General features: G+C 59.8%; 24 protein-coding genes, 1 tRNA gene and 1 pseudogene. 11 read left to right on the forward strand and 15 right to left on the reverse strand.

Going from position 1 to position 18,116, the window contains the following annotated elements:
* Positions 1-83: 83 nt before the first annotated feature.
* From SBC1_RS04960 to SBC1_RS04985, 6 genes are all read right to left on the reverse strand, one after another.
* Entirely contained in the window at positions 84-689 is a 606-nt protein-coding gene (locus SBC1_RS04960) for a hypothetical protein (RefSeq protein ID WP_165087924.1), read from the reverse strand.
* A 70-nt stretch (positions 690-759) separates the two neighbouring features.
* On the reverse strand, positions 760-1,047 hold the full coding sequence (locus tag SBC1_RS04965; protein WP_206366044.1) for a DUF1488 domain-containing protein: 288 nt from the start codon (positions 1,045-1,047) through the stop codon (positions 760-762).
* 65 nt (positions 1,048-1,112) lie between these two features.
* Positions 1,113-1,772, reverse strand: coding sequence for a DUF4142 domain-containing protein (locus SBC1_RS04970; protein WP_241202023.1), 660 nt, complete (start codon positions 1,770-1,772; stop codon positions 1,113-1,115).
* Between the two features lie 63 nt (positions 1,773-1,835).
* Positions 1,836-2,390: a type 1 glutamine amidotransferase domain-containing protein gene (locus tag SBC1_RS04975; protein ID WP_165087930.1), complete on the reverse strand. Its 555-nt coding sequence runs from the start codon at positions 2,388-2,390 to the stop codon at positions 1,836-1,838.
* A gap of 140 nt (positions 2,391-2,530) precedes the next feature.
* Entirely contained in the window at positions 2,531-3,898 is a 1,368-nt protein-coding gene (locus tag SBC1_RS04980) for an MFS transporter (protein WP_165087934.1), read from the reverse strand.
* A 145-nt stretch (positions 3,899-4,043) separates the two neighbouring features.
* Positions 4,044-4,547 carry a YbhB/YbcL family Raf kinase inhibitor-like protein gene (locus tag SBC1_RS04985; RefSeq protein ID WP_165087939.1) on the reverse strand — a complete coding sequence of 168 codons (504 nt, stop codon included), beginning with the start codon at positions 4,545-4,547 and terminating at the stop codon, positions 4,044-4,046.
* Between the two features lie 368 nt (positions 4,548-4,915).
* Between SBC1_RS04985 and SBC1_RS04990 the strand changes: the two genes are divergently transcribed.
* Positions 4,916-6,322 carry a sensor domain-containing diguanylate cyclase gene (locus tag SBC1_RS04990; RefSeq protein ID WP_243830279.1) on the forward strand — a complete coding sequence of 469 codons (1,407 nt, stop codon included), beginning with the start codon at positions 4,916-4,918 and terminating at the stop codon, positions 6,320-6,322.
* Positions 6,323-6,338: 16 nt separating this feature from the next.
* Here SBC1_RS04990 and SBC1_RS04995 read toward each other — a convergent pair whose 3' ends face one another.
* Positions 6,339-6,824, reverse strand: coding sequence for a hypothetical protein (locus SBC1_RS04995; protein WP_241202024.1), 486 nt, complete (start codon positions 6,822-6,824; stop codon positions 6,339-6,341).
* Positions 6,825-7,016: 192 nt separating this feature from the next.
* Here SBC1_RS04995 and SBC1_RS05000 point away from each other — a divergent pair, with 192 nt between their 5' ends.
* Both SBC1_RS05000 and SBC1_RS05005 read left to right on the forward strand, forming a co-directional pair.
* A complete protein-coding gene (locus SBC1_RS05000; protein ID WP_165087947.1) occupies positions 7,017-7,706 on the forward strand; it encodes a TetR/AcrR family transcriptional regulator in 690 nt (229 codons plus the stop codon).
* A gap of 197 nt (positions 7,707-7,903) precedes the next feature.
* On the forward strand, positions 7,904-8,059 hold the full coding sequence (locus SBC1_RS05005; RefSeq protein ID WP_165087951.1) for a hypothetical protein: 156 nt from the start codon (positions 7,904-7,906) through the stop codon (positions 8,057-8,059).
* A gap of 28 nt (positions 8,060-8,087) precedes the next feature.
* On the opposite strand, the gene SBC1_RS39750 is transcribed toward SBC1_RS05005, so the two are convergent.
* Together SBC1_RS39750 and SBC1_RS05015 are read right to left on the reverse strand one after the other, a co-directional pair.
* Positions 8,088-8,432 carry a hypothetical protein gene (locus tag SBC1_RS39750; protein ID WP_241202025.1) on the reverse strand — a complete coding sequence of 115 codons (345 nt, stop codon included), beginning with the start codon at positions 8,430-8,432 and terminating at the stop codon, positions 8,088-8,090.
* Between the two features lie 105 nt (positions 8,433-8,537).
* Positions 8,538-8,936, reverse strand: coding sequence for a DUF1090 family protein (locus SBC1_RS05015; RefSeq protein ID WP_165087954.1), 399 nt, complete (start codon positions 8,934-8,936; stop codon positions 8,538-8,540).
* A 306-nt stretch (positions 8,937-9,242) separates the two neighbouring features.
* Between SBC1_RS05015 and SBC1_RS05020 the strand changes: the two genes are divergently transcribed.
* The 5 genes from SBC1_RS05020 (at position 9,243) to SBC1_RS05040 (ending at position 10,689) form a co-directional block, all read left to right on the forward strand.
* Entirely contained in the window at positions 9,243-9,476 is a 234-nt protein-coding gene (locus tag SBC1_RS05020) for a hypothetical protein (protein ID WP_165087958.1), read from the forward strand.
* 55 nt (positions 9,477-9,531) lie between these two features.
* Positions 9,532-9,735, forward strand: coding sequence for a hypothetical protein (locus SBC1_RS05025; protein ID WP_031361269.1), 204 nt, complete (start codon positions 9,532-9,534; stop codon positions 9,733-9,735).
* A gap of 104 nt (positions 9,736-9,839) precedes the next feature.
* A complete protein-coding gene (locus tag SBC1_RS05030; protein ID WP_165087962.1) occupies positions 9,840-10,013 on the forward strand; it encodes a hypothetical protein in 174 nt (57 codons plus the stop codon).
* Between the two features lie 39 nt (positions 10,014-10,052).
* Positions 10,053-10,319, forward strand: a complete 267-nt coding sequence (locus SBC1_RS05035; RefSeq protein ID WP_165987482.1) for a hypothetical protein — start codon at positions 10,053-10,055, stop codon at positions 10,317-10,319.
* 193 nt (positions 10,320-10,512) lie between these two features.
* On the forward strand, positions 10,513-10,689 hold the full coding sequence (locus tag SBC1_RS05040) for a hypothetical protein (RefSeq protein ID WP_165087968.1): 177 nt from the start codon (positions 10,513-10,515) through the stop codon (positions 10,687-10,689).
* Between the two features lie 70 nt (positions 10,690-10,759).
* On the opposite strand, the gene SBC1_RS05045 is transcribed toward SBC1_RS05040, so the two are convergent.
* From SBC1_RS05045 to SBC1_RS05065, 5 genes and pseudogenes are all read right to left on the reverse strand, one after another.
* Positions 10,760-11,020 carry a hypothetical protein gene (locus SBC1_RS05045; protein ID WP_165087972.1) on the reverse strand — a complete coding sequence of 87 codons (261 nt, stop codon included), beginning with the start codon at positions 11,018-11,020 and terminating at the stop codon, positions 10,760-10,762.
* Positions 11,021-11,253: 233 nt separating this feature from the next.
* Positions 11,254-11,328: transfer RNA gene (locus SBC1_RS05050), tRNA-Arg, on the reverse strand.
* A 320-nt stretch (positions 11,329-11,648) separates the two neighbouring features.
* A pseudogene (locus SBC1_RS05055) lies at positions 11,649-13,570 on the reverse strand (PAS domain S-box protein).
* A gap of 195 nt (positions 13,571-13,765) precedes the next feature.
* A complete protein-coding gene (locus SBC1_RS05060; RefSeq protein ID WP_165087975.1) occupies positions 13,766-14,965 on the reverse strand; it encodes a GGDEF domain-containing protein in 1,200 nt (399 codons plus the stop codon).
* A 189-nt stretch (positions 14,966-15,154) separates the two neighbouring features.
* Complete coding sequence (locus SBC1_RS05065; RefSeq protein ID WP_165087979.1) at positions 15,155-15,319, reverse strand: hypothetical protein; 165 nt, start codon at positions 15,317-15,319, stop codon at positions 15,155-15,157.
* A 157-nt stretch (positions 15,320-15,476) separates the two neighbouring features.
* On the opposite strand from SBC1_RS05065, the gene SBC1_RS05070 reads away from it, so the two are divergent.
* Both SBC1_RS05070 and SBC1_RS05075 read left to right on the forward strand, forming a co-directional pair.
* Positions 15,477-16,277, forward strand: coding sequence for a hypothetical protein (locus SBC1_RS05070; protein ID WP_165087982.1), 801 nt, complete (start codon positions 15,477-15,479; stop codon positions 16,275-16,277).
* 43 nt (positions 16,278-16,320) lie between these two features.
* Positions 16,321-17,055 carry a bifunctional 2-polyprenyl-6-hydroxyphenol methylase/3-demethylubiquinol 3-O-methyltransferase UbiG gene (locus SBC1_RS05075; RefSeq protein WP_165087984.1) on the forward strand — a complete coding sequence of 245 codons (735 nt, stop codon included), beginning with the start codon at positions 16,321-16,323 and terminating at the stop codon, positions 17,053-17,055.
* A 42-nt stretch (positions 17,056-17,097) separates the two neighbouring features.
* Here SBC1_RS05075 and SBC1_RS05080 read toward each other — a convergent pair whose 3' ends face one another.
* Positions 17,098-17,280 (reverse strand): rubredoxin, encoded by a 183-nt coding sequence (locus SBC1_RS05080; RefSeq protein ID WP_158936543.1) that lies wholly within the window; start codon positions 17,278-17,280, stop codon positions 17,098-17,100.
* A gap of 359 nt (positions 17,281-17,639) precedes the next feature.
* Between SBC1_RS05080 and SBC1_RS05085 the strand changes: the two genes are divergently transcribed.
* On the forward strand, positions 17,640-18,044 hold the full coding sequence (locus SBC1_RS05085) for a DUF4399 domain-containing protein (RefSeq protein ID WP_165093070.1): 405 nt from the start codon (positions 17,640-17,642) through the stop codon (positions 18,042-18,044).
* Positions 18,045-18,116: the final 72 nt, after the last annotated feature.

Here is an 18,116-nt window from a genome sequence, read left to right on the forward strand (position 1 = left end):
GCGGCGTTCCGCAGCACATACAGAGTAAATCAGGTCGCTTGAGAAGCGACCTGATTTACCCTAAGCGCTAGAAATTCCCGATCTTACGCACGCGGTGCCGCGAATTCACGAACGGGCTCAGGTGGCTTGACCGGATCGAAGTCGGCCCAGCGGCCATTGCGCCATTGGCCCGATGCACGCTCGACCTCAATACCGCCTGCATCGCGAAGAATGGCGGCTACTTGCGCCTGCAATTCCGGGCCAACATGAACCGCGACCACAACGCCGGAATGCCTCGCGTCGAGGGCGTTAGCCGAGCCATGATTTTCGGAGCTGATTGAATCCGCGGCCGGGCGTTTGCCGGACTTTGCATGCGACATGGCGCCAATCAGCGACCCGACATAGGCGCCTGCTCCGGCAGCAAGAACGGCGGCCAGCCAAGGCGCCTTGGTCAATACGAAGATGCCCGCTCCGACAATAGCGCCGATCACCGCACCGATCGTGGCACCTTTGCCCGCTCCCTTGCCAGCCTCCTTCGCACCGGCGTCCGCGTAGTGGTCGCCGCCCGTCTCGAGCCGTGCGTGCTGTCCGCTCGGCGCAACGTAGAAGAGCGTGACATCTTCTTCGAGAAATCCGTTCGAAAAAAGACGTTGGGCTGCGGCTTCGGCTTTAGGAAAGGTTTGAAACCGTCCTGCAATGATCAGAGACATGAGGACCTCCGGGAAGCGTTTTATTTCAATGAACCGCGTCAATGAAACGATGACGGATGGAACACGCCGGTCATTCCGGCTCCATGCCCGCCACGCGGAACAGTCCGCTACGTAATACAACGCTCTCTCCGCCATTGCTGTCAAGCGCTTCGGCGCACACGGAGCGGATCCTCGCGCGCCCTCGCTCGAACGCCGGGAGCAGGTCGTCCTCCCGGATGGACGCAGCACCGAAATGATCCTCGAGCGCTTCGGCAGAAATGGAACACACCACCGGTTGGCCATCGATCAGCGCGACGAAGTGAAGCGCGAGATCGTCGCCGTCGTAGGTGGGCGTAGCGTCGGAAAACTGGATATGCATGGTCGAGTCCTCATAGGCTGGCCGAGGTTGCGGAAAGGTTGAGGCGAGCGAAGCGGAGGCGGCCGTCATGATGTCACGCCCTTCAGTTTGGCGAGTTCCTGCCCCATTGCATAGTGATGCTTGATAATGGGCAGCGCGCGGGCGGCAACGTTCTTAAGCTGAGTGTTGCCGCCGTTCTTGCTCTCGGTGCTAAAGACGGCGACTGCTTTGCGATGCCCGTCCACAGCCACTTGTGCGATGTAAGCCCTGTCGAAATCCGCGCCATGCAATGACTCCAGGCTTCCCGTTACCGACGCATCCGCGCTTGGCGCCGCCGTGATGCCTTGCCGCTTCGCAACAATATCGAGGTTGCGCGCAAGCCGCGTGTGATCCGCGATCATCCGTTGCGCGAAGCTCTTGACCTGCACATCCGACGAATTCGTCAATGCCAGCTTGCTGGCCGCAATTTCGGTTGCGCCCGCAGTGCCTGCGTCCTGCACGAATTGCTGATCCGCCGGCGACAATTTGGATTGGGAAGGGGCGGCGGCTGTCAACGGCGCGTCCGAGCCCGAATTTGCAGGCGCCATCGTATTGGCGTTTTGCGCGCTTGCGTTCATCGAAGCAAAACTTGCACTGAGTAAGAGCGCAGCGATCGCGCCTGCGCTGCGCCGCGACAATCGTAGCGTCCTCCCTGGATGCAAAGCGTTCAAGCCCAGGCAAGTATTCGTCGGCATCGATTTTTTCATTCGGTTCTCCGTGGCCTATCGGCAGCAATCCGGAACATTCGGGAGCAATCTGGAATCCGGCACTCAAGCCCCTTTCTTTCGCTCGCTGAGCGCTTCAATGATGGCTTTGCTGAACGCAGGGAGATCGTCGGGCTTGCGGCTCGTGATGAGATTTCGATCGCGGTGCACCTCTTCATCGACCCATGTACCTCCGGCGTTGCGGATATCGTCCTGCAGCGTCGGCCAGCTCGTCAGCGTGCGGCCAGACACAATGCCGGCTGAGATTGGCAGCCAGCCGCCGTGGCAGATCACGGCGATGGGTTTGCCGTCCTTATCGAACTGCTTCACGATGTTTTGCGCGTTCACATCGACGCGGATGGCATCGCCGTTGACCACTCCGCCCGGCAATACGACTGCGTCGTAATCGGATGCGCGCGTCTGGTCGAAGGTGGCGTCGACGTTGACCCTGTCGCCCTTGTCGGTGTGCACGAAACCCTGGATCTGTCCCGGCTTTTGCGAGATCACATGGACTTGGGCGCCGGCTGCCGTCAGCGCCTTTTGCGGTTCGACTAGTTCGGCTTGTTCAAATCCATCAACAGCGAGAATCGCGACCTTGTAACCATTGAGGGAATCAGCCATGAAATAAGCTCCTTGGTGCATTGAACGAACCGGCTCTGGTGTACGGAGCCACGTTTGTTCAATTCAGCAAAGGGTGTGCCTACAAGACTGTAATGCGAGGCTATACGACAGGACCGGATGGGCTGGCGGATCGGCTAATGTCAGGCGGTCGCGGGCGTCTTGCTGCGCGAAATGCGCATCAGGCTGACCATGGTCGCTGCGGCTCCAAAGCCCGCCGCGACGACCAGCGTAATGGTCGTGCCGTGCTGCGGCGCAATGCCGAAGATTAGTGCGACGAGCGCCGCACCGAGCGTTTGTCCGGAGAGTCGCGCGGTGCCGAGCATGCCGCTTGCGCCACCACTGCGATGACGCGGCGCCGACGACAGCATCTGGCGATTGTTGGGCGACTGGAACAGACCGAAGCCCAGGCCGCACAGCGCCATGCGCCACGCAATATCGAAGGGCGCGGGATGCGCTCCAGTCGTCGCGAGCAGGAGCAGGCCGAGCGTCATGATCGCCAGCCCGATGCCGCCGAGCGCCCCCGCTGAATATCGGTCGGAGAGCATGCCGGCGAGTGGCGCGATGAATACGATCACCAGCGGCCACGGCGTCATCAGGAATCCAGTCTGTACCTGGCTCATGCCAAAGGTGTTCTGCAGCAGGAACGGCAGCGAGACGAAGGTCAGCATCTGCGCGGTGAACGAGCAGAAGGACGTGACAATGGAGAGCGCGAACACCGGGATTCGCAGCAGATCGATAGGCAAAAGCGGCGCGGTTTGCGTCAGTTGCCGTCGCACGAAAAAGTATCCGATCAAGCCGGCACCGAGAAACTCGGCGAGCACGTACAGAAGATGTTCGCCGTGGCCGAGCCCATCGACGGCGGTAATCGCGAGGCCGAACACCGCCGCGTTCATCAGCGCGCTGAGGTAGTCGTAGGGTTGCCGGTGTCCCGGCGTGCGCGGCAACGCTTTCCAGCCGACGGCGTACGCGGCGATGCCAATCGGCACGTTGATCGCAAAGAGCCACGGCCAGGGTGCAATCGAGAGAACGCCGGAAGCAACCGTAGGTCCGATAACCGACGAGATCGCCACCACGGAGGCGTTGATGCTGACGCCGCGGCCCAGATGCTCGTTGGGATAGATCATGCGCACCAGGGCCGTGTTGACGCTCATGATGCCCGCTGCGCCGAACCCTTGTATCACCCGTGCAATGGCGAGCGACGTCAGCGATCCGGAAAGCGCGCAGCCGAACGACGCGATGGTGAACAGCGCGAGTCCCGACATGTACACCCGCCGGTAGCCGATCCGGTCGCCGAGCGAGGCGAGCGGCAGCAGCGAGACCGTGATGGCAAGCTGATACGCGTTGACCACCCAGATCGAGTCGGCGGGACTGGCGTTCAGGTTGCGGGCGATGGTGGGAAGTGCGACGTTGGCGATGGCGCCGTCGAGTACTGCGAGCGTAATGCCGAGCGCCACGACCAGGATGGCCCAATAGCGCTGGGGAATAGGAAGGCCTTGTTCTGCGTCCATCGGTCGGGGAAAGGAGGGGAGCGGGAGGGGAGCGGCGAAGTGTAAGGCTCGCGCCTTTCAGACGGTTTACTTCAAGACGCTCAAGGCCGCGCGACGACGTGCAAGCCGACGCGCGCGACCCAGGTCCGGCGCTTATTTCACCTGCTTACTTCAACTGATACAGCCCCGTATAGGTAGCCGAATCGATTTCATTCAGATGCACCATGAAACGGGCGACTGCGTTGGTCGCCGAGACATCGAGCGACAGGTGATCCGCCTTCAGCGCGTGAATCCGGAAAATGTACCGGTGAGGTTTGTCGCCGCGCGGTGGCGCTGCGCCGCCGAAACCAACCGTGCCGTAGTCATTGCGCATTTGTAGCGCGCCGGCAGGCAGCAGGCTGCCGTCGGCCTTGCCGGCATTCTGCGGCAGCGAGCGGGTATCGACCGGAATGTTCACCACGATCCAGTGCCAGAAGCCGCTGCCAGTGGGCGCGTCGGGGTCGTAGACGGTGAGCGCGAGGCTCTTGGCTTCGGACGGCACGCCGTCCCATTGCAGCGCGGGCGAGATGTTTTCGCCGTCAACGCCGAATGCTTGCTGATCGAACTCATGATGCTTAGAAAGATGTCCGTTGGCCGCGAATTCATCGGACCAGATGCGAAAGTCAGCCATGGGAACGTGTCTCCTTTGACGGGGTTTAAAGAGGTTTGATATCCCGGCGCCTGGCCGGCGTTCAGCCATTCGCCCGGGCGTGTGGAGGCCGCAACGCGTGCGGCCGCTCAACGCCTTCGTGCAGCAACCGTACCTGAAGTCCCTCATTGTTGCTCAAGGCCGCGGCGTGTGCGTCCCTTTGGTTTATTTCCTTCCAGCTTTCTTCCGCCACGTCTGCGCATAAAATGGCGGAACCGGACCATATCAAGCTCGATCATCGGAAAAGGATGGACATGCCGAACAACCAGGGGCGCGTTTTGCAGAGTGTGGCGACGGCATCGACGGCTGCATCGACGGCTGGATTGAACCCGCTAACGGACGATGCCGATATGTTCGACCTCGCGCCCGTTTCGCTGTGGCTCGAAGACTTTAGCGCCGTGCGCGAGGTGTTCGAAGGCTGGCGCGCGCAGGGCATTGTCGACCTGCGCACTTTTCTGCTTGAGGACCTGATGCGGATTGCCGAATGCTCGTCGCGCATCCGGCTGATCAAGGTCAACCGGCGCACGCTGACGCTGTTCGGCGCGAAGGATATCGACCATCTTGTGCTTAACCTGGGCGCCGTTTTCCGCGACGACATGCTGCTCACCCACGCAGACGAACTCGAACAGCTATGGTCCGGCAAATCGACGTTCGTGAGCAAGACCGTGAACTACTCACTCGACGGCAAGCGGCTCGACGTATTGCTGAAAGCCGTGATCCTGCCCGGCCATGAAGCCACCTGGGACCGCGTGCTGGTGACCGTGGAAGACATTACGGAGCTGGAAGATGTGCGCCGCAAGGCCGCGCTGAGCGAGCTTTATGCGCGCGGCCTGTTCGAGCATTCGCCCGTTTCGTTGTGGGTCGAAAACTTCAGCTCAGTGAAGGCGCTGCTGGACGATATACGTGAACGCGGAATTGTCGACTTCCGGACGTTCACGAATGTTCATCCGGAATTCATCGAGCGCTGCATGCAGGAAATTCACGTGCTCGACGTGAATCAGCACACGCTGACCATGTTCGGCGCACAGGACAAAGCCGCCTTGCTCTCGCGTCTGGGCGATGTTTTTCGTGACGAGATGGTGAGCCATTTCCAGGAACAGCTTATCGATCTATGGGAGAACCGCCTGTTCCATCAGCGCGAGGTCGTCAACTATTCGCTGGAAGGGCAGCAGTTGCATGTGCATCTGCAATTCTCGGTGTTTCCCGGCCACGAAGCCGACTGGGATCTCGTTCTCGTCGCGCTCACCGACATCACCGCGCGCAAGAAAGCGGAGGCGTACCTGGAGTTTCTCGGCAAGCACGACGCGCTGACGAAACTCAAGAACCGCTCGTTTTACATCGATGAAATGAATCGGCTGGAGCGCAAAGGCCCGTTCCCGGTGACAGCCGTGGCGGTCGACGTGAACGGTCTTAAGGCCGTCAACGATCAACTCGGCCACGCTGCCGGCGACGCGTTACTGCGCCGCGCGGGCGAAGTGCTCGGCAAGGCAGTGGAAAAGCCGAGCCACGCTGCGCGCATTGGCGGCGACGAGTTCGTGCTGCTCCTGCCCGGCGTGGATGAACGCGGCGGCGCCGCGGTGATCGACAGCATCCGGCAACTGCTCGAGGTCAACAACCAGTTCTATTCAGGCATGCCCCTGAGTTTTGCGATGGGCGCGGCCACCGCGCAGGACGGCGAGCGGCTGGAAGTCATGCTGCAACGTGCCGACGCCTCCATGTACGCCGAAAAGCGTGCGCATTACGGCACGCCCGGCTAAGCGCTGATCAACTTCATCACTTCGTCACTTCGTCGATACCTTGGGTCAGCGCCGGGCAAGCCTCGCCGGTCTCCTTTGCGTACTCGGTGGGGTTATTGATTTTCATCGCCGCGAAGCGATCGACCGTGGCCTGCGCTTCCTTGTAGCCAAGATTCCACTCGCCGTCGAAATCGGGCGCGGCAGGGAAGCTCTTGCGCGTCATCACCTTGAACCGGTCGATCTTCAGGCGGTCGATGTGGCAGATGTCGGCGGCTCCCCGTGCGATGTTGGCGCTCGTGCGCACGCCTTCGGCCGCGAGACTTTGCGGTGACGGCGGTTGCACGGCGGGATGGCCAGGCGGCAGTGTCTGATCGGGAAACGGCTGCTGGGCGGCCGCGTTTTGTGCGCTGGCGTTCAGTGGCAAGACGCACGCGCCACCTGCAATGACGCATGCAATCAGCGTTGGCTTCACCATGGAGTTGAAGGCCGACGCAACGCGGGCCAGGGCTTGCTTGTGAGTCATTCGATTCCTTGTGGGGCGCGCAACAGGAGTCTGCAAAAATCTTGCGGAAGTATAGCGAAACCCCGGCGAAACCCAGGCGAAACCCCGCCGGGACCCCTTGATACAAGGGTTTTTGTGACGAATCCCCTTGCGATTTACGCCCGAAAGCCCATGCTAAATCTTTTCACCCTAGGGCGCTCTGCACAACAAACGATGAAAAAGGCAAGCAAGGTTGCAGCGCCGGTTCGGTCGCTTCGTTCGGTTGGGGCATCAGGCATCAAACGAAAGTACGACCCGGAACAAACCAAACGAAACATTATCGACATCGCCACCGAGGAGTTCGCGGCGATGGGTTTAAGCGGCGCGCGGGTCGACGCCATCGCGCAGCGCACGAATACAACGAAGCGCATGTTGTATTACTACTTCGGCAGCAAGGAAGGGTTGTACGAAGCGGTCATCGAGGAGGCTTACGGCAAGATCCGCGCGCTTGAGCAGTCGTTGCATCTCGATACCATGGACCCGCGTGAAGGCTTGCGCGAACTCGTCGAGTTCACGTTCGACTTCCACGACAAACACCGCGATTTCGTCCGCCTCGTGACGATCGAGAACATTCACGGCGCGAAACATGTGAGCCAGTTGAAGGCGTTCAGGGCGCGCAACGCCAGCGTGGTGAAGACGATGGCCGACCTGATCGCGCGCGGCGTCGCGGCGCGGCAATTTCGTGGCGACGTCGACCCTGTCGACCTGCATCTGTTCATCAGTTCGCTGTGTTTTCATCGCGTCGCGAACCGCCATACGTTCACTGTCGCTTTCGGGCGCGATCCATCCGGCGCGAGATCGCGGGCCCGGCATCGCGAGATGATTGTCGACGCCGTCATGCGGTTCATGCAACGCTCAAGTTGAGCGCCGGTGGTTCGGCGCCCCGTATCGATTTGTCGACTCGTTGATCCATGGGCCCATTGAGCCGGCCGTCGAAGCGGAAAAATTTTGACCGCGCTGTTCGAGCGGATTAAATCCGCGTCCGCGCCCCGATTCCGGGCGCTTGACCTATGCTTGAATCATGGCAGTCGACCGGAATGGAGGGCGCCATGGAGGGTTTAGTGAATATCCTCGTTGGTCTCGCGGCGCTTGCCGCGCTCGCGATTGCGGTGCTGGCGCACGAATGGCGCGACGAATTCCGCGATCGCATGCTGCGCCGCCGTAGCCATGCAAGCTACGGCACGTTACGCGACTGGTGGCTTCGGCACCGGCACTGAGCGTCTGCGCGAGCTCCGGGCGACTTCTTTACGAGCGGTCTTTCCCGAGCGGATAGGCCTGGGCCAGTTGCGGGACCATGCGCGACATGGGCGGAATCAGCGACGTTGGGTCGGGGGTGAGTTCGGGCGCGGTGTGGAGCGTCCGGCTGCCGGCTTCGTAGGCGTCAATCTGCAGATACAGCCGATGAACCGTCTGGATCTGCGTGTGAGACAGATGCGAGCTTCGCGCGACCAGCGCAAGCCGTTCGCGCCAGTAGGTGGGCGGCATGATGGGGCACAACGCGTCGTCGATCAGTGAACGGCGCAGCACCAGTTCGAGGTGCGTCAGTTCCTGGTCTGCCAACAGCGCGGAGGGCGCACCTTGGAGTTTCATGTCTATGAGCGAGTCCATGAATGTCTAACGGCAGCGGTGAAAAAAACTTCAGCGAATTTCAGGTCGGTACAAACCCTTAGTCAACACAAACCCTCAATAAGCGGTTCACTGGATGGGTCTCGCCACCGCCCGGTCCAGGTCGGTGCGCGCCCGGTTCACCTTGCGCTGCCAGGCCGCTATGTTCAGCTGATCCGTGCCCTTTTTCTGGGCGCGCGCCAACTCCGCTTCCCAGTCACGCAAACGATTCTTGGCTTCGGCCACGGCACTCTCGTGGCGTCTCAATGCGTCTGCGCGTTTTTGCGCGATCGCGTCGGGCGTGCATTCGGCGTTGGTCTTGTCGAGTTCGGCTTGCAAGGCGTCGAGTTGCGCCGAGTTGTCCTGGTTCAGCGCGGTAGCCATCTGCCTTTCGAGGGTCTGGCGATGGGCATCGCAGGCATCGGTTTCCTGTGAGGCGTGAGCGGTCGACAAACACAGGCTTAAGGCGACGGCGGCAAGCAATTTCATAGCGGAATCCGTGGCAGACGAGATTGAGCAGGGGCAAACGGTATCTAAAACGGTATTTAACCCAGTACGAGATATCTTCTCGTTCGATCGGGACGGGGCGGGTATTGAGGGTATTGAATTACGCTTGCTTATCCGTTCGTCCCGACAAAGGTCGGCGTATTTTAACGAGTTTGTGGGGACCGATGGGGCCAATACGAGGCCATGCGTCCTCCCAGTAACGCTTGGGCAGCATGCGCACGCGGAACGCGTCTTGCGCGAACCTGCCGGTACTGGTCAAACGTTCACATTTTTGCGAGGAATACGCCGATGCGTTTCGATTACAAGGGTTTTCACATCGACTGTCGCTCACGACACGATCAAGATGGCTTGTACTACGCGCAGGCTCGCATGATCCGCATGCCGGCAGCGGACGCCGCGCATGCGGAAAAGCACGAGTCAGGCGACATCGACGCGTTCGATAACGACGGCGATGCCATCGCGTGCGCGCGGGCATGGGCGCTCGACTGGTGCGACCAGCACGAAGCCTCAGGGCGAGCGTGACGGCGAGCCGTGCCGCGCGCCATGCTAGGATCGCGTCCTGCCAACGGGAGAAGCCATGCGTTATATGCACAATGAACATGTCATCGACGTGTTCGTCGAACAACGCGGCACTCGCTGGGACTGGTCCGTGCAGGCGGGCAGCTTGCCGCTCAAGACGAACGCTGGCGAGATGGCGCCAACCAGCAATGTCGCCGAAAACGAAGCGCTTCATTGGGCGAAGCGTGAGTTGAACCGACGCTTTCCGGTTGAGCCTGAGTGACAGGTTACTGGTTCGACATTGTTCACGAGCGTGCCTGGCGTTGCTGCTTAACGCACGGGTAATGCGCGCTTAAAGTTCCTTGTATCGGCGCCGTTAGTGTTGGCATGGACACCAAAGAACCCACCCCCGAAGCCTCCCGCGCCCTCATCCGGGCTGCGGGCGAAACGCTCGAACTGATCTGCCGCCTGCGCGGGGTTGATATTGAAGAGCTCTCCGATGATGAGCTTGGCGAGTTCTTTTCCAATGCACTTGGCGATGACATCGTCGGCCCCTGGTGATTGGGACGGACTGCGGGAACAGAATGTCCCGCTGCGAATTTGTCATGGATGGCAGGGTGTGGTTTTTCAGCTTGTCAGCGCGGCATTAAAGCCCGCTTGACCCGTGCCGTTATTGCGCTCATGAAACTCGACAAACTTGGTTATACCGATACCCGTAGCGCATTAAATGCCGCCGACGAAGCGTTGGAATTGCTTTGCCGCTTGAGGCATATTCCACTCGACAGTTTGTCGGATGCGCAATTGGGTGAGTTCTTTTTCAATGCGCTTGAAGACGAACTCGGCGGCGGCGCCTATCTTGGCGGGTGAATTCAAGGATCGTATTGGTGCCGGTGTAACGGCGACTGCAACAGACGTCAGGTGTTTTTTTGGGCGAGGCGGTTAGGCGAAGATTGCTTACGACGTATTACCTCGGCGTGCCATGGTCCGGCTTGAAGCGGTTAGTCGAAAATACCGTGCATGTGGATCTAAAGTTTCGCTCGTAGGGGCCGTTAGCGAATGCATGAACACGACCAACCCCACTGCCGCCGCATTCAGGAATCTCGTCATTGCTGCCGATGAGACACTCCACGTGCTTTGCCGCTTGCGCGGCATTACGATCGATGATTTGTCGGAGGACGCACTGGAAACGTTTTTCTTCCAGGCACTCGATGACGAATTCTGGACCGGTGCACTTTAAGTCGCGGTAAGCAGCAGAGCGCACTGATATCCGACAGCATCGAACGGCGGCTTCTTCTTTTCTTCCCTGTCTACACCAGCAGGTCTGGCCGTGCTGTAAAGCGCGGATCGGCTAGCCACGCGACAAACTCGTCGCGCCACTGCTCGAAAGCGTTCTCGTCCAGGTCGAACACTTCATCGACATGGCCAGCATCGCGCAAGTAGGCGCCCACCACTTGACGTCCGTCCCAATAGGCAACTGCGAAATCGGTCAGGTCCGCGGTCATGCCGCGCGGCTGATCGCGAAGCAGCATGTTGAGCTGAGCCTTGAAAACGGTGAAGGTCGTGGCCATGGTGGGGTCCCGGAGAAGAATCGACACGCGGCGAAGCGAAACAGGGCTCGCTAAGAGTAGCGCTTTCCGGGGCGTTCGTGCATTGGGAAGAGTGGTCTACGTCGCTTATGCGTGCAGGTTGGCGGCGTTGTTGTTGTCAAAACGAATGTCGGAATGCCACGAAACGATAACGACACAAAAAAGCCCCGCAGCGCAAGGCTTACGGGGCTTTTAGTATTCGATGGGAACTGAGATGGTCCCCCCGGCAGGAATCGAACCTGCATCTAGCGCTTAGGAGGCACTTGTTCTATCCATTGAACTACGGGGAGATGGATATTTTCAATGGGTGGAATGAGGCCTTGTAGATCAAGGCTCTATCCTCACCCAGCTTGCGTTTTCGGCCGATTCGCTTCTTCCTAAATGAAGCGCCGTGACGCACTGTGAACCCTAACTTTCTCGATCTTGCTATTCACCGATTTCCAGGCAAAGACTACGGCTCCAATCTTACCCATCGATGAACGCTGGCGAGCATGGATCCGGCGCAGCGGGCAGAGTATATCAAAGACGTTTAAAACGAAAGGTGCAACCCGGGCATGGGCTCGTGAAGAGGAAAGCGCGATCGGCAAGGGGCGCAATGCAGTCAACATGCTTAGCCCGCAGCCCTGAGCGCTTTGGCGAGTTCTGCCAGGAGGTACGGTTTAACGACGAAGGCGAAATCGTCGATACGTCCGTACTGCTCGCGCAAAGCGGGAAGCGGATACCCCGACGCCAGCACCACCTTGAGATCGGGACGAAGTTCGCGCGCCAGGCGCGCTAGTTGAATACCACTCATGCCCTTCGGCATGACTACGTCGGTGAACAGGATGTCGATGTCGGAACGGCGCTCCAGGATCGCCATCGCGTCGATGCCGTTGGTCGCCGTCGCAACCTCGTAGCCTATGCTGCGAAAAAGCTGCCCCGCCGCGTCCAGCACGTCCGGCTCATCTTCCACAATAAGAACTGTATCCACGCCATTGCTGGTCGTGCCAATCCTCTCGTCTGGCGCGCCAACAACTGCAGGCAAGTACATGCTGACGGTTGTACCTTTACCCTCTTCGCTGTCGATCACGACGTCGCCGCCGGATTGCGCGATGAATCCGTAAACCTGGCTCAGGCCCAGCCCCGTGCCCTTGCCAACGTCCTTGGTCGTAAAGAACGGCTCGAACGCACGTGCCACAACCGCCGGCGGCATGCCGGAGCCAGTATCGGAGACAGAAACGCGGACATAAGAGCCCGGCGCCAGATTCCCGACCTCCCCAGCACCGAGCAGGGCGTTTTCGACGCTGACCTTCAGTTTTCCGCCATCGGGCATCGCATCGCGAGCGTTGACCACCAGGTTCAGCAACGCTGCTTCGAAGCGGGCTGCATCCAGCAAAACGGTCTTGGCATCATGCGCTGGCTGTATCTCCATCTCGATAGCGGAATTTCCCGCGCGGCGCAGTACGGGTTCGAAACTGCTGATTACAGCGTTCAGGTCATATTTTTCGACCATGAGCGGTTGCTGACGGGCGAACGAAAGCAGTTGCTGGGTCATGAGCGCACCACGCTCGACGGCGCGCCGCATGGCATCCAGCAGCTTGGTATCGGCATAATTCTGCGCTCGTGTGGTCAGCACATCCACACTCTCGAGATGACCGCCAGCAGGTTATTGAAGTCATGGGCGATCCCTCCGGTGAGCTGGCCGATGGCCTCCAGCTTTTGCGATTGGAAAAGTGCCGCATTGGCTCGCTCAAGCGCTTCCGCTGCCAGCTTTCGTTCCGTGATATCGCGCGTGACCTTGGCGAATCCCAGCAGTTTTCCCGCTTCGTCGCGGATTGCGTCGACAACGACGTGCGCCCAGAATCGCGTTCCGTCTTTGCGCACACGCCAGCTTTCCTGTTCAAACCGCCCGTCGGCTTCTGCCGTTGCCAGCGTCCTGGCAGGCATGCCTTTCGCCCGGTCTTCTTCAGTGTAGAAGACCGCGAAATTCAAACCGACTATCTCCTCTCGCTTGTAGCCCTTGATGCGCTCCGCGCCAGCGTTCCAGTTCGTGATCACCCCCGTCGGGGAGATCATGTAGATCGCGTAGTCGGTCACGCTCTGGATGAGCAGGCGGAACCTGTCCTCACTCTCGCGCAATGCCTCCTCGGCCGCTTTGCGCTCGGTAATGTCGCGCGTGATCTTGGCGAAGCCGATCAACTCGCCGGAGGGATCCCGGATGGGATCGACCACGACGCTCGCCCAAAACCGCGTGCCGTCTCTTCGCACCCGCCAACCCTCGTCTTCGAACTTTCCGTGTTCGCGAGCGGTTTGTAACGCCCGGGTCGGTTTGCCCGAGCGCCGGTCCTCTTCCGTGTAGAACACGGAGAAGTGCTGGCCGATGATCTCGTGCGCAGCATAACCCTTGAACCGTTCCGCCCCGGCGTTCCAGCTGCTGACAAACCCTTCTGGGTCCAGCATGTAGATGGCGTAATCGGTGATACTCGTGACGAGCAGTTGGAAACGCTGTCCCTCGCTCAGATCACGGATGTGTCCGCACTCTTCAGATTTCATTGTGTCAGGTCCACATGCAGGTCCACATGCCGTAGTGGAAATGTAATCAAAAGGTGCTACGTCGCAAAAACCGGCGCAGGCTATTAGCCTTGAATTCGTGGTCAGTCGAAAATTTGATAGTAACCTTAAAGACCTCACGATCTCAGCTACTGTCTCAGCTACTGCGAAGGGCGAAGCCTCGCACTGCTCCTTCGCTCAAGTCGGTTTCGGTGCGTCTTTCGTGGCGCCGACTGCCTCGTCGCCAGTCGAGACCGCGGAGACGACGCGATTTCGGCCCATGGCCTTGGCCGAGTAGAGCGCTGCGTCGGCTCGCGCCATCAGGTTTGCCAGCATTTCGTTGGCTTGATATTCATCTACGCCAGCACTGAACGTGCATGTCACTTCTCCGCAAGGGACGGTGAGCGAAGAGGCGGCCAGATGCAGACGCAAACTGTTCACCAACGTGAGCGCGTCCGCCCTGGTTGTTTCAGGGAACAATATTGCAAACTCTTCCCCGCCAAGCCGTCCGAAAATATCGCCTCGCCGGATGCCCTGCGACACAATCGAAGAAAAGTGAGCGAGCGCGCGGTCGCCTGCCGCGTGGCCGTGAGCATCATTGACTGCTTTGAAGTTGTCGATGTCCAGGATTGCAACCGCAAACCGGGATCTCGCACGGTTGGCACACTCCAGCTGCAACTCGGCCTGAGCCATGAACTCGCGCCGCACGAGGGCACCGGTCAACTCGTCGATAGCCGCGAGGCGCTCCATTTTCTCCGCCATGCGGTCATAGGTAAGCATGAGCGCGCCGATCGAGAGACATGGCAGGGTGATGATGCCAAGCCCGAGAAACGCGATAGTCAATGGCGTTGGATCGAGAAACCGTGTGTGATGTTCCCAGCCGAGGCCAGCGGCGAGCCCACGAGCAATATGAACGAGGCCGCCGAGCGCAGCGACAATCGCGACGAATTGATAGCTATACCCCGGTCGATGCGGCGGCCTCTTGGTATAGGTGGTCCAGGCCACCATCAGGCGAACATAGGCGAGGAAGCTGGACATCAGAACAATCCGAGCACCCGCGTTCGGCGAGAAATAGCTCCAGTGAACAATGCCCACCACCAGCAGCACGAATGCCACGACCTCATGAAGCCGCGAAGGTTGAAGGCCGAAGAATAATCGGCAACCTTGCAGTACAAGAAATGCACCACCGGCGAATAGGGAACTTACGATCACGACGGCGAGCGGTGCCGGTGAAGTGCCACTGAAAGCCAATGCGACAAGTGCAACCACAATCAGGACGTTTGCACTGATCCAGCGAAACAGTCCGGGTGTCCCGGACCGCACCAGCGAGCCAAATACGACTACGCTGATCGCGCCGGACATAATTCCGACAACGTAGAGTGCGACAGGACTGAACATAGGTTTTCAGTGGGCAATGTGACTGAAAAGATTCGCGCGAGCCAAATAGGTTGAGCGCCTGGCACTCTCGTTCCCGCGTTGCACGAAGGTGCTCAACGACAACCCCCGCGGTTGAGATAATACGCTCTGGCACCAAATATTGATAAAAATGCGTAGCGATGCCGTATTCTCGCGCGCTGTATGTAGTGGTCACGAGTTGCTCGCAAGGCTGGCGGCAGCCGGGACTAGGTTACCCATGACGCGGTCGTTCGCAGGCGCTGCGCTTCGGATGACGTTATCGGCGACGACATTGGCCAACGCGCAACTGCTGGCCGTCAGGGCAAACGCAGCCACCCGGTATTTCGTCTTTTCCATGATCTCTGACCCGTCGATTAACAAGCACAACTGCGGATTATGGTCGCCCCTCCATCAAGGGGGCGACTTGATCGCGCGAATCACCGCTGCAGAAACCTTCTCGTCTGGAATAACCCGCCACTTCATCCGATAATACAAATGTCCTCCAGCCCTCGCCATGACCGAACTCGAAACCTCTGTCGTCGTGTTCTTGTGCCTGCTCGCGGCCACCGGGCTTGGCGTGTTCGTGCGCCCGCTGCTGCCTGAGGAACACAAGGCGCATGAGACCGTGCAATTGCTGAAACTGGTGGTCGGCATGCTGGTCACGTTCGCGGCGCTCGTGCTGGGTTTGCTGACGGCATCGTCGAAAACGGTATTCGATAACACCACTAACGACATCCGTACCTATGCCGCTGCGCTGATCCAGCTCGACAACAGCTTGCGCGAGTACGGCCCGGATGCCGACGCTCCCCGCCGGCTCCTGCGGGCCTACACGGCGGCCGCGATCGCGTCCACCTGGGCGCAGGAACGACCGCCTCCCGGCGACTACTATCAGAAAACTCTGCCGAGCTACGGCACCGATAATCTTGACAGCCGCATACTGGGCGCCATGCTTGAACGGGCGCAACGGTACACACGCGAGCTACAGCCGCCTGATCAGTTCCACCAGAAGCTCGCTGAAGAAGCGCTTGGCCGGTTTGACCGGCTGATCCAGCAACGCTGGAAAATAGTGGAGGAAGCGCGTGGTTCAGCTTCGTCGCCGTTCGACCGGATTCTCGTCTTCTGGCTGCTGATCATCTTCCTTTGCTTTGGCCTGATCGCACCGCGTAACGCACTGGCACTGGTTACCATCACGCTCGGCGCGTTATCGATAGCGTCCACGGTGCTCGTGATCCTCGACCTCGACACGCCGTTCACGGGTTCGATCCTCGTGCCGAGCCAGCCCATGCGCGACGCCCTTGCTTACCTCAGCCGCTGAAACGCAAAGCGACTGACGTTTAACCGCCTACCCAATTTCTCCGATGCCATCCACGCTCTACACGGACCCGCGCCTCGTCGCGCTGTACGACACCCTGAATCCCTTCGCCACCGATACCGGCTTCTACCTGACGCTGGCCGCAGGCATGCAGCGCGTCATCGATCTCGGTTGCGGAACGGGGTTGCTCGCGTGTGAACTGGCGTCGCGGGGGCATCGCGTGATTGCGGTCGATCCCGCGCCTGAGATGTTGCATGTGGCGCGGCATAGGCCGAACGGCGATCGCGTTCAGTGGATTGAAGGCGATGCTCGCGCGCTCGCCTTGCTGCCGCCCGCCGATCTGCTGGTGATGACGGGCCACGTCGCGCAGGTTTTCCTCGACGACACCGCGTTCTTCAATACGCTCAAAGCCGCCCGCTACGCGCTGCGCGACGGCGGGACCCTGGCGTTCGAGAGCCGCAACCCGACCGCGCGGGCGTGGGAATCCTGGACGCCCGCGCGATCACTCAGGCTGATCGACGTGGAGCGGATCGGCGAGGTGGAGGTGTGGCAGGACGATGTGATCGGCAGCCCGGAGTCGGGCATTCGCTTCAACACGTATTATCGATTCAAGGCGATAGACGAGACGCTGACGTCCACGAGCGAACTGCGCTTTCGCACTCGGGACGAACTCACCGGGCAGCTCGAGGCCGCAGGGTTCCGCCACCTCACGTGGCAGGGCGACTGGGATGGGCAGGCGGTGTCGGCCGCGAGCAGGGAGCTGATTGTGGTCGCGCGCTGAACGGCGCGCAATCGGGCTGAAACGACGATTCCTGCAGCCGGATCAGAACTCGACTGCCACGAAATCGTCTTTGCCGACGTCGCACAATGGACAACGCCACGTGTCCGGGATATCGGCGAAACGGGTTCCAGCCGCAATGCCGTCTTCTGGCAGGCCGTCTTCTTCATTGTATATCCAGCCACAAATCAGGCAAACCCAGCTTTTATATTCTAAAACTTCACTCACGACAGACTCTTTCTTCTCGTTCGACAAAACATCGTTAAATATTTCACGCGGCGGCGTGTGCCCGCAAATTCGTATTCCGGGTGGTGCCGCGCGCGGCTGCCGAAACATTCGGCGACCCGCATAGTACCGGAATGTCACAATCTGTTCATCGAAGTGGAGTAGCCCCGGGGCAGGGCAGAAGCACGGATCTGCGTGATTTCTTATGCTCGGTGTATCCTCTCCCCGGCGGTTTTTGAGTCCCTTGCGTGTCGTCCGGTAGGTCATGCTGCGTCGATCACGCCACGCGTGTCGCACGAAACCGTTTTGGCCTGCCTGGATCGTTGGTCCGGCAGCCGCATTCTTCTGGGAGCAAAAAAATGATGTTCAAGAAACTGTTGTCGGGAGCGGTGTTGTCGAGCGTTTTCCTTCTGGCCGTTGCCGTACACGCGCAACAAGCCCGGGTGTTTTTCGTCGAACCGAAAGACGGCGCAACCGTCACAAGCCCGGTGCATATGGTCTTCGGCCTGGAAGGCATGGAGCTCGCGCCGGCCGGCGACAAAGACCCGCAAAAGGGCCACCACCATTTGCTGATCGACGCAGGCCCGATGCAAAGGGGTCTCGTGATTCCAATGAACGATAAATCGCTGCATTTCGGCAAGATGCAGACGGAAGCGGACGTGGCACTGCCCCCGGGCGATCACACGCTGACCCTGCAATTCGGCGACGGTGCACATCAGTCGTTTGGACCGGAAATGAGCCAGACGATCAAAATCCATGTGAAATAACGCTTGGGTGCCGGTTTCACCGGTCGGCGCCGGGCCGCTCTGGTCATGGCGCTAATCTCAAAAACGCGGCGT

Origin of the sequence: Caballeronia sp. SBC1 (assembly GCF_011493005.1) — a bacterium.
In the GTDB taxonomy this organism is placed as follows: Bacteria; Pseudomonadota; Gammaproteobacteria; order Burkholderiales; family Burkholderiaceae; genus Caballeronia.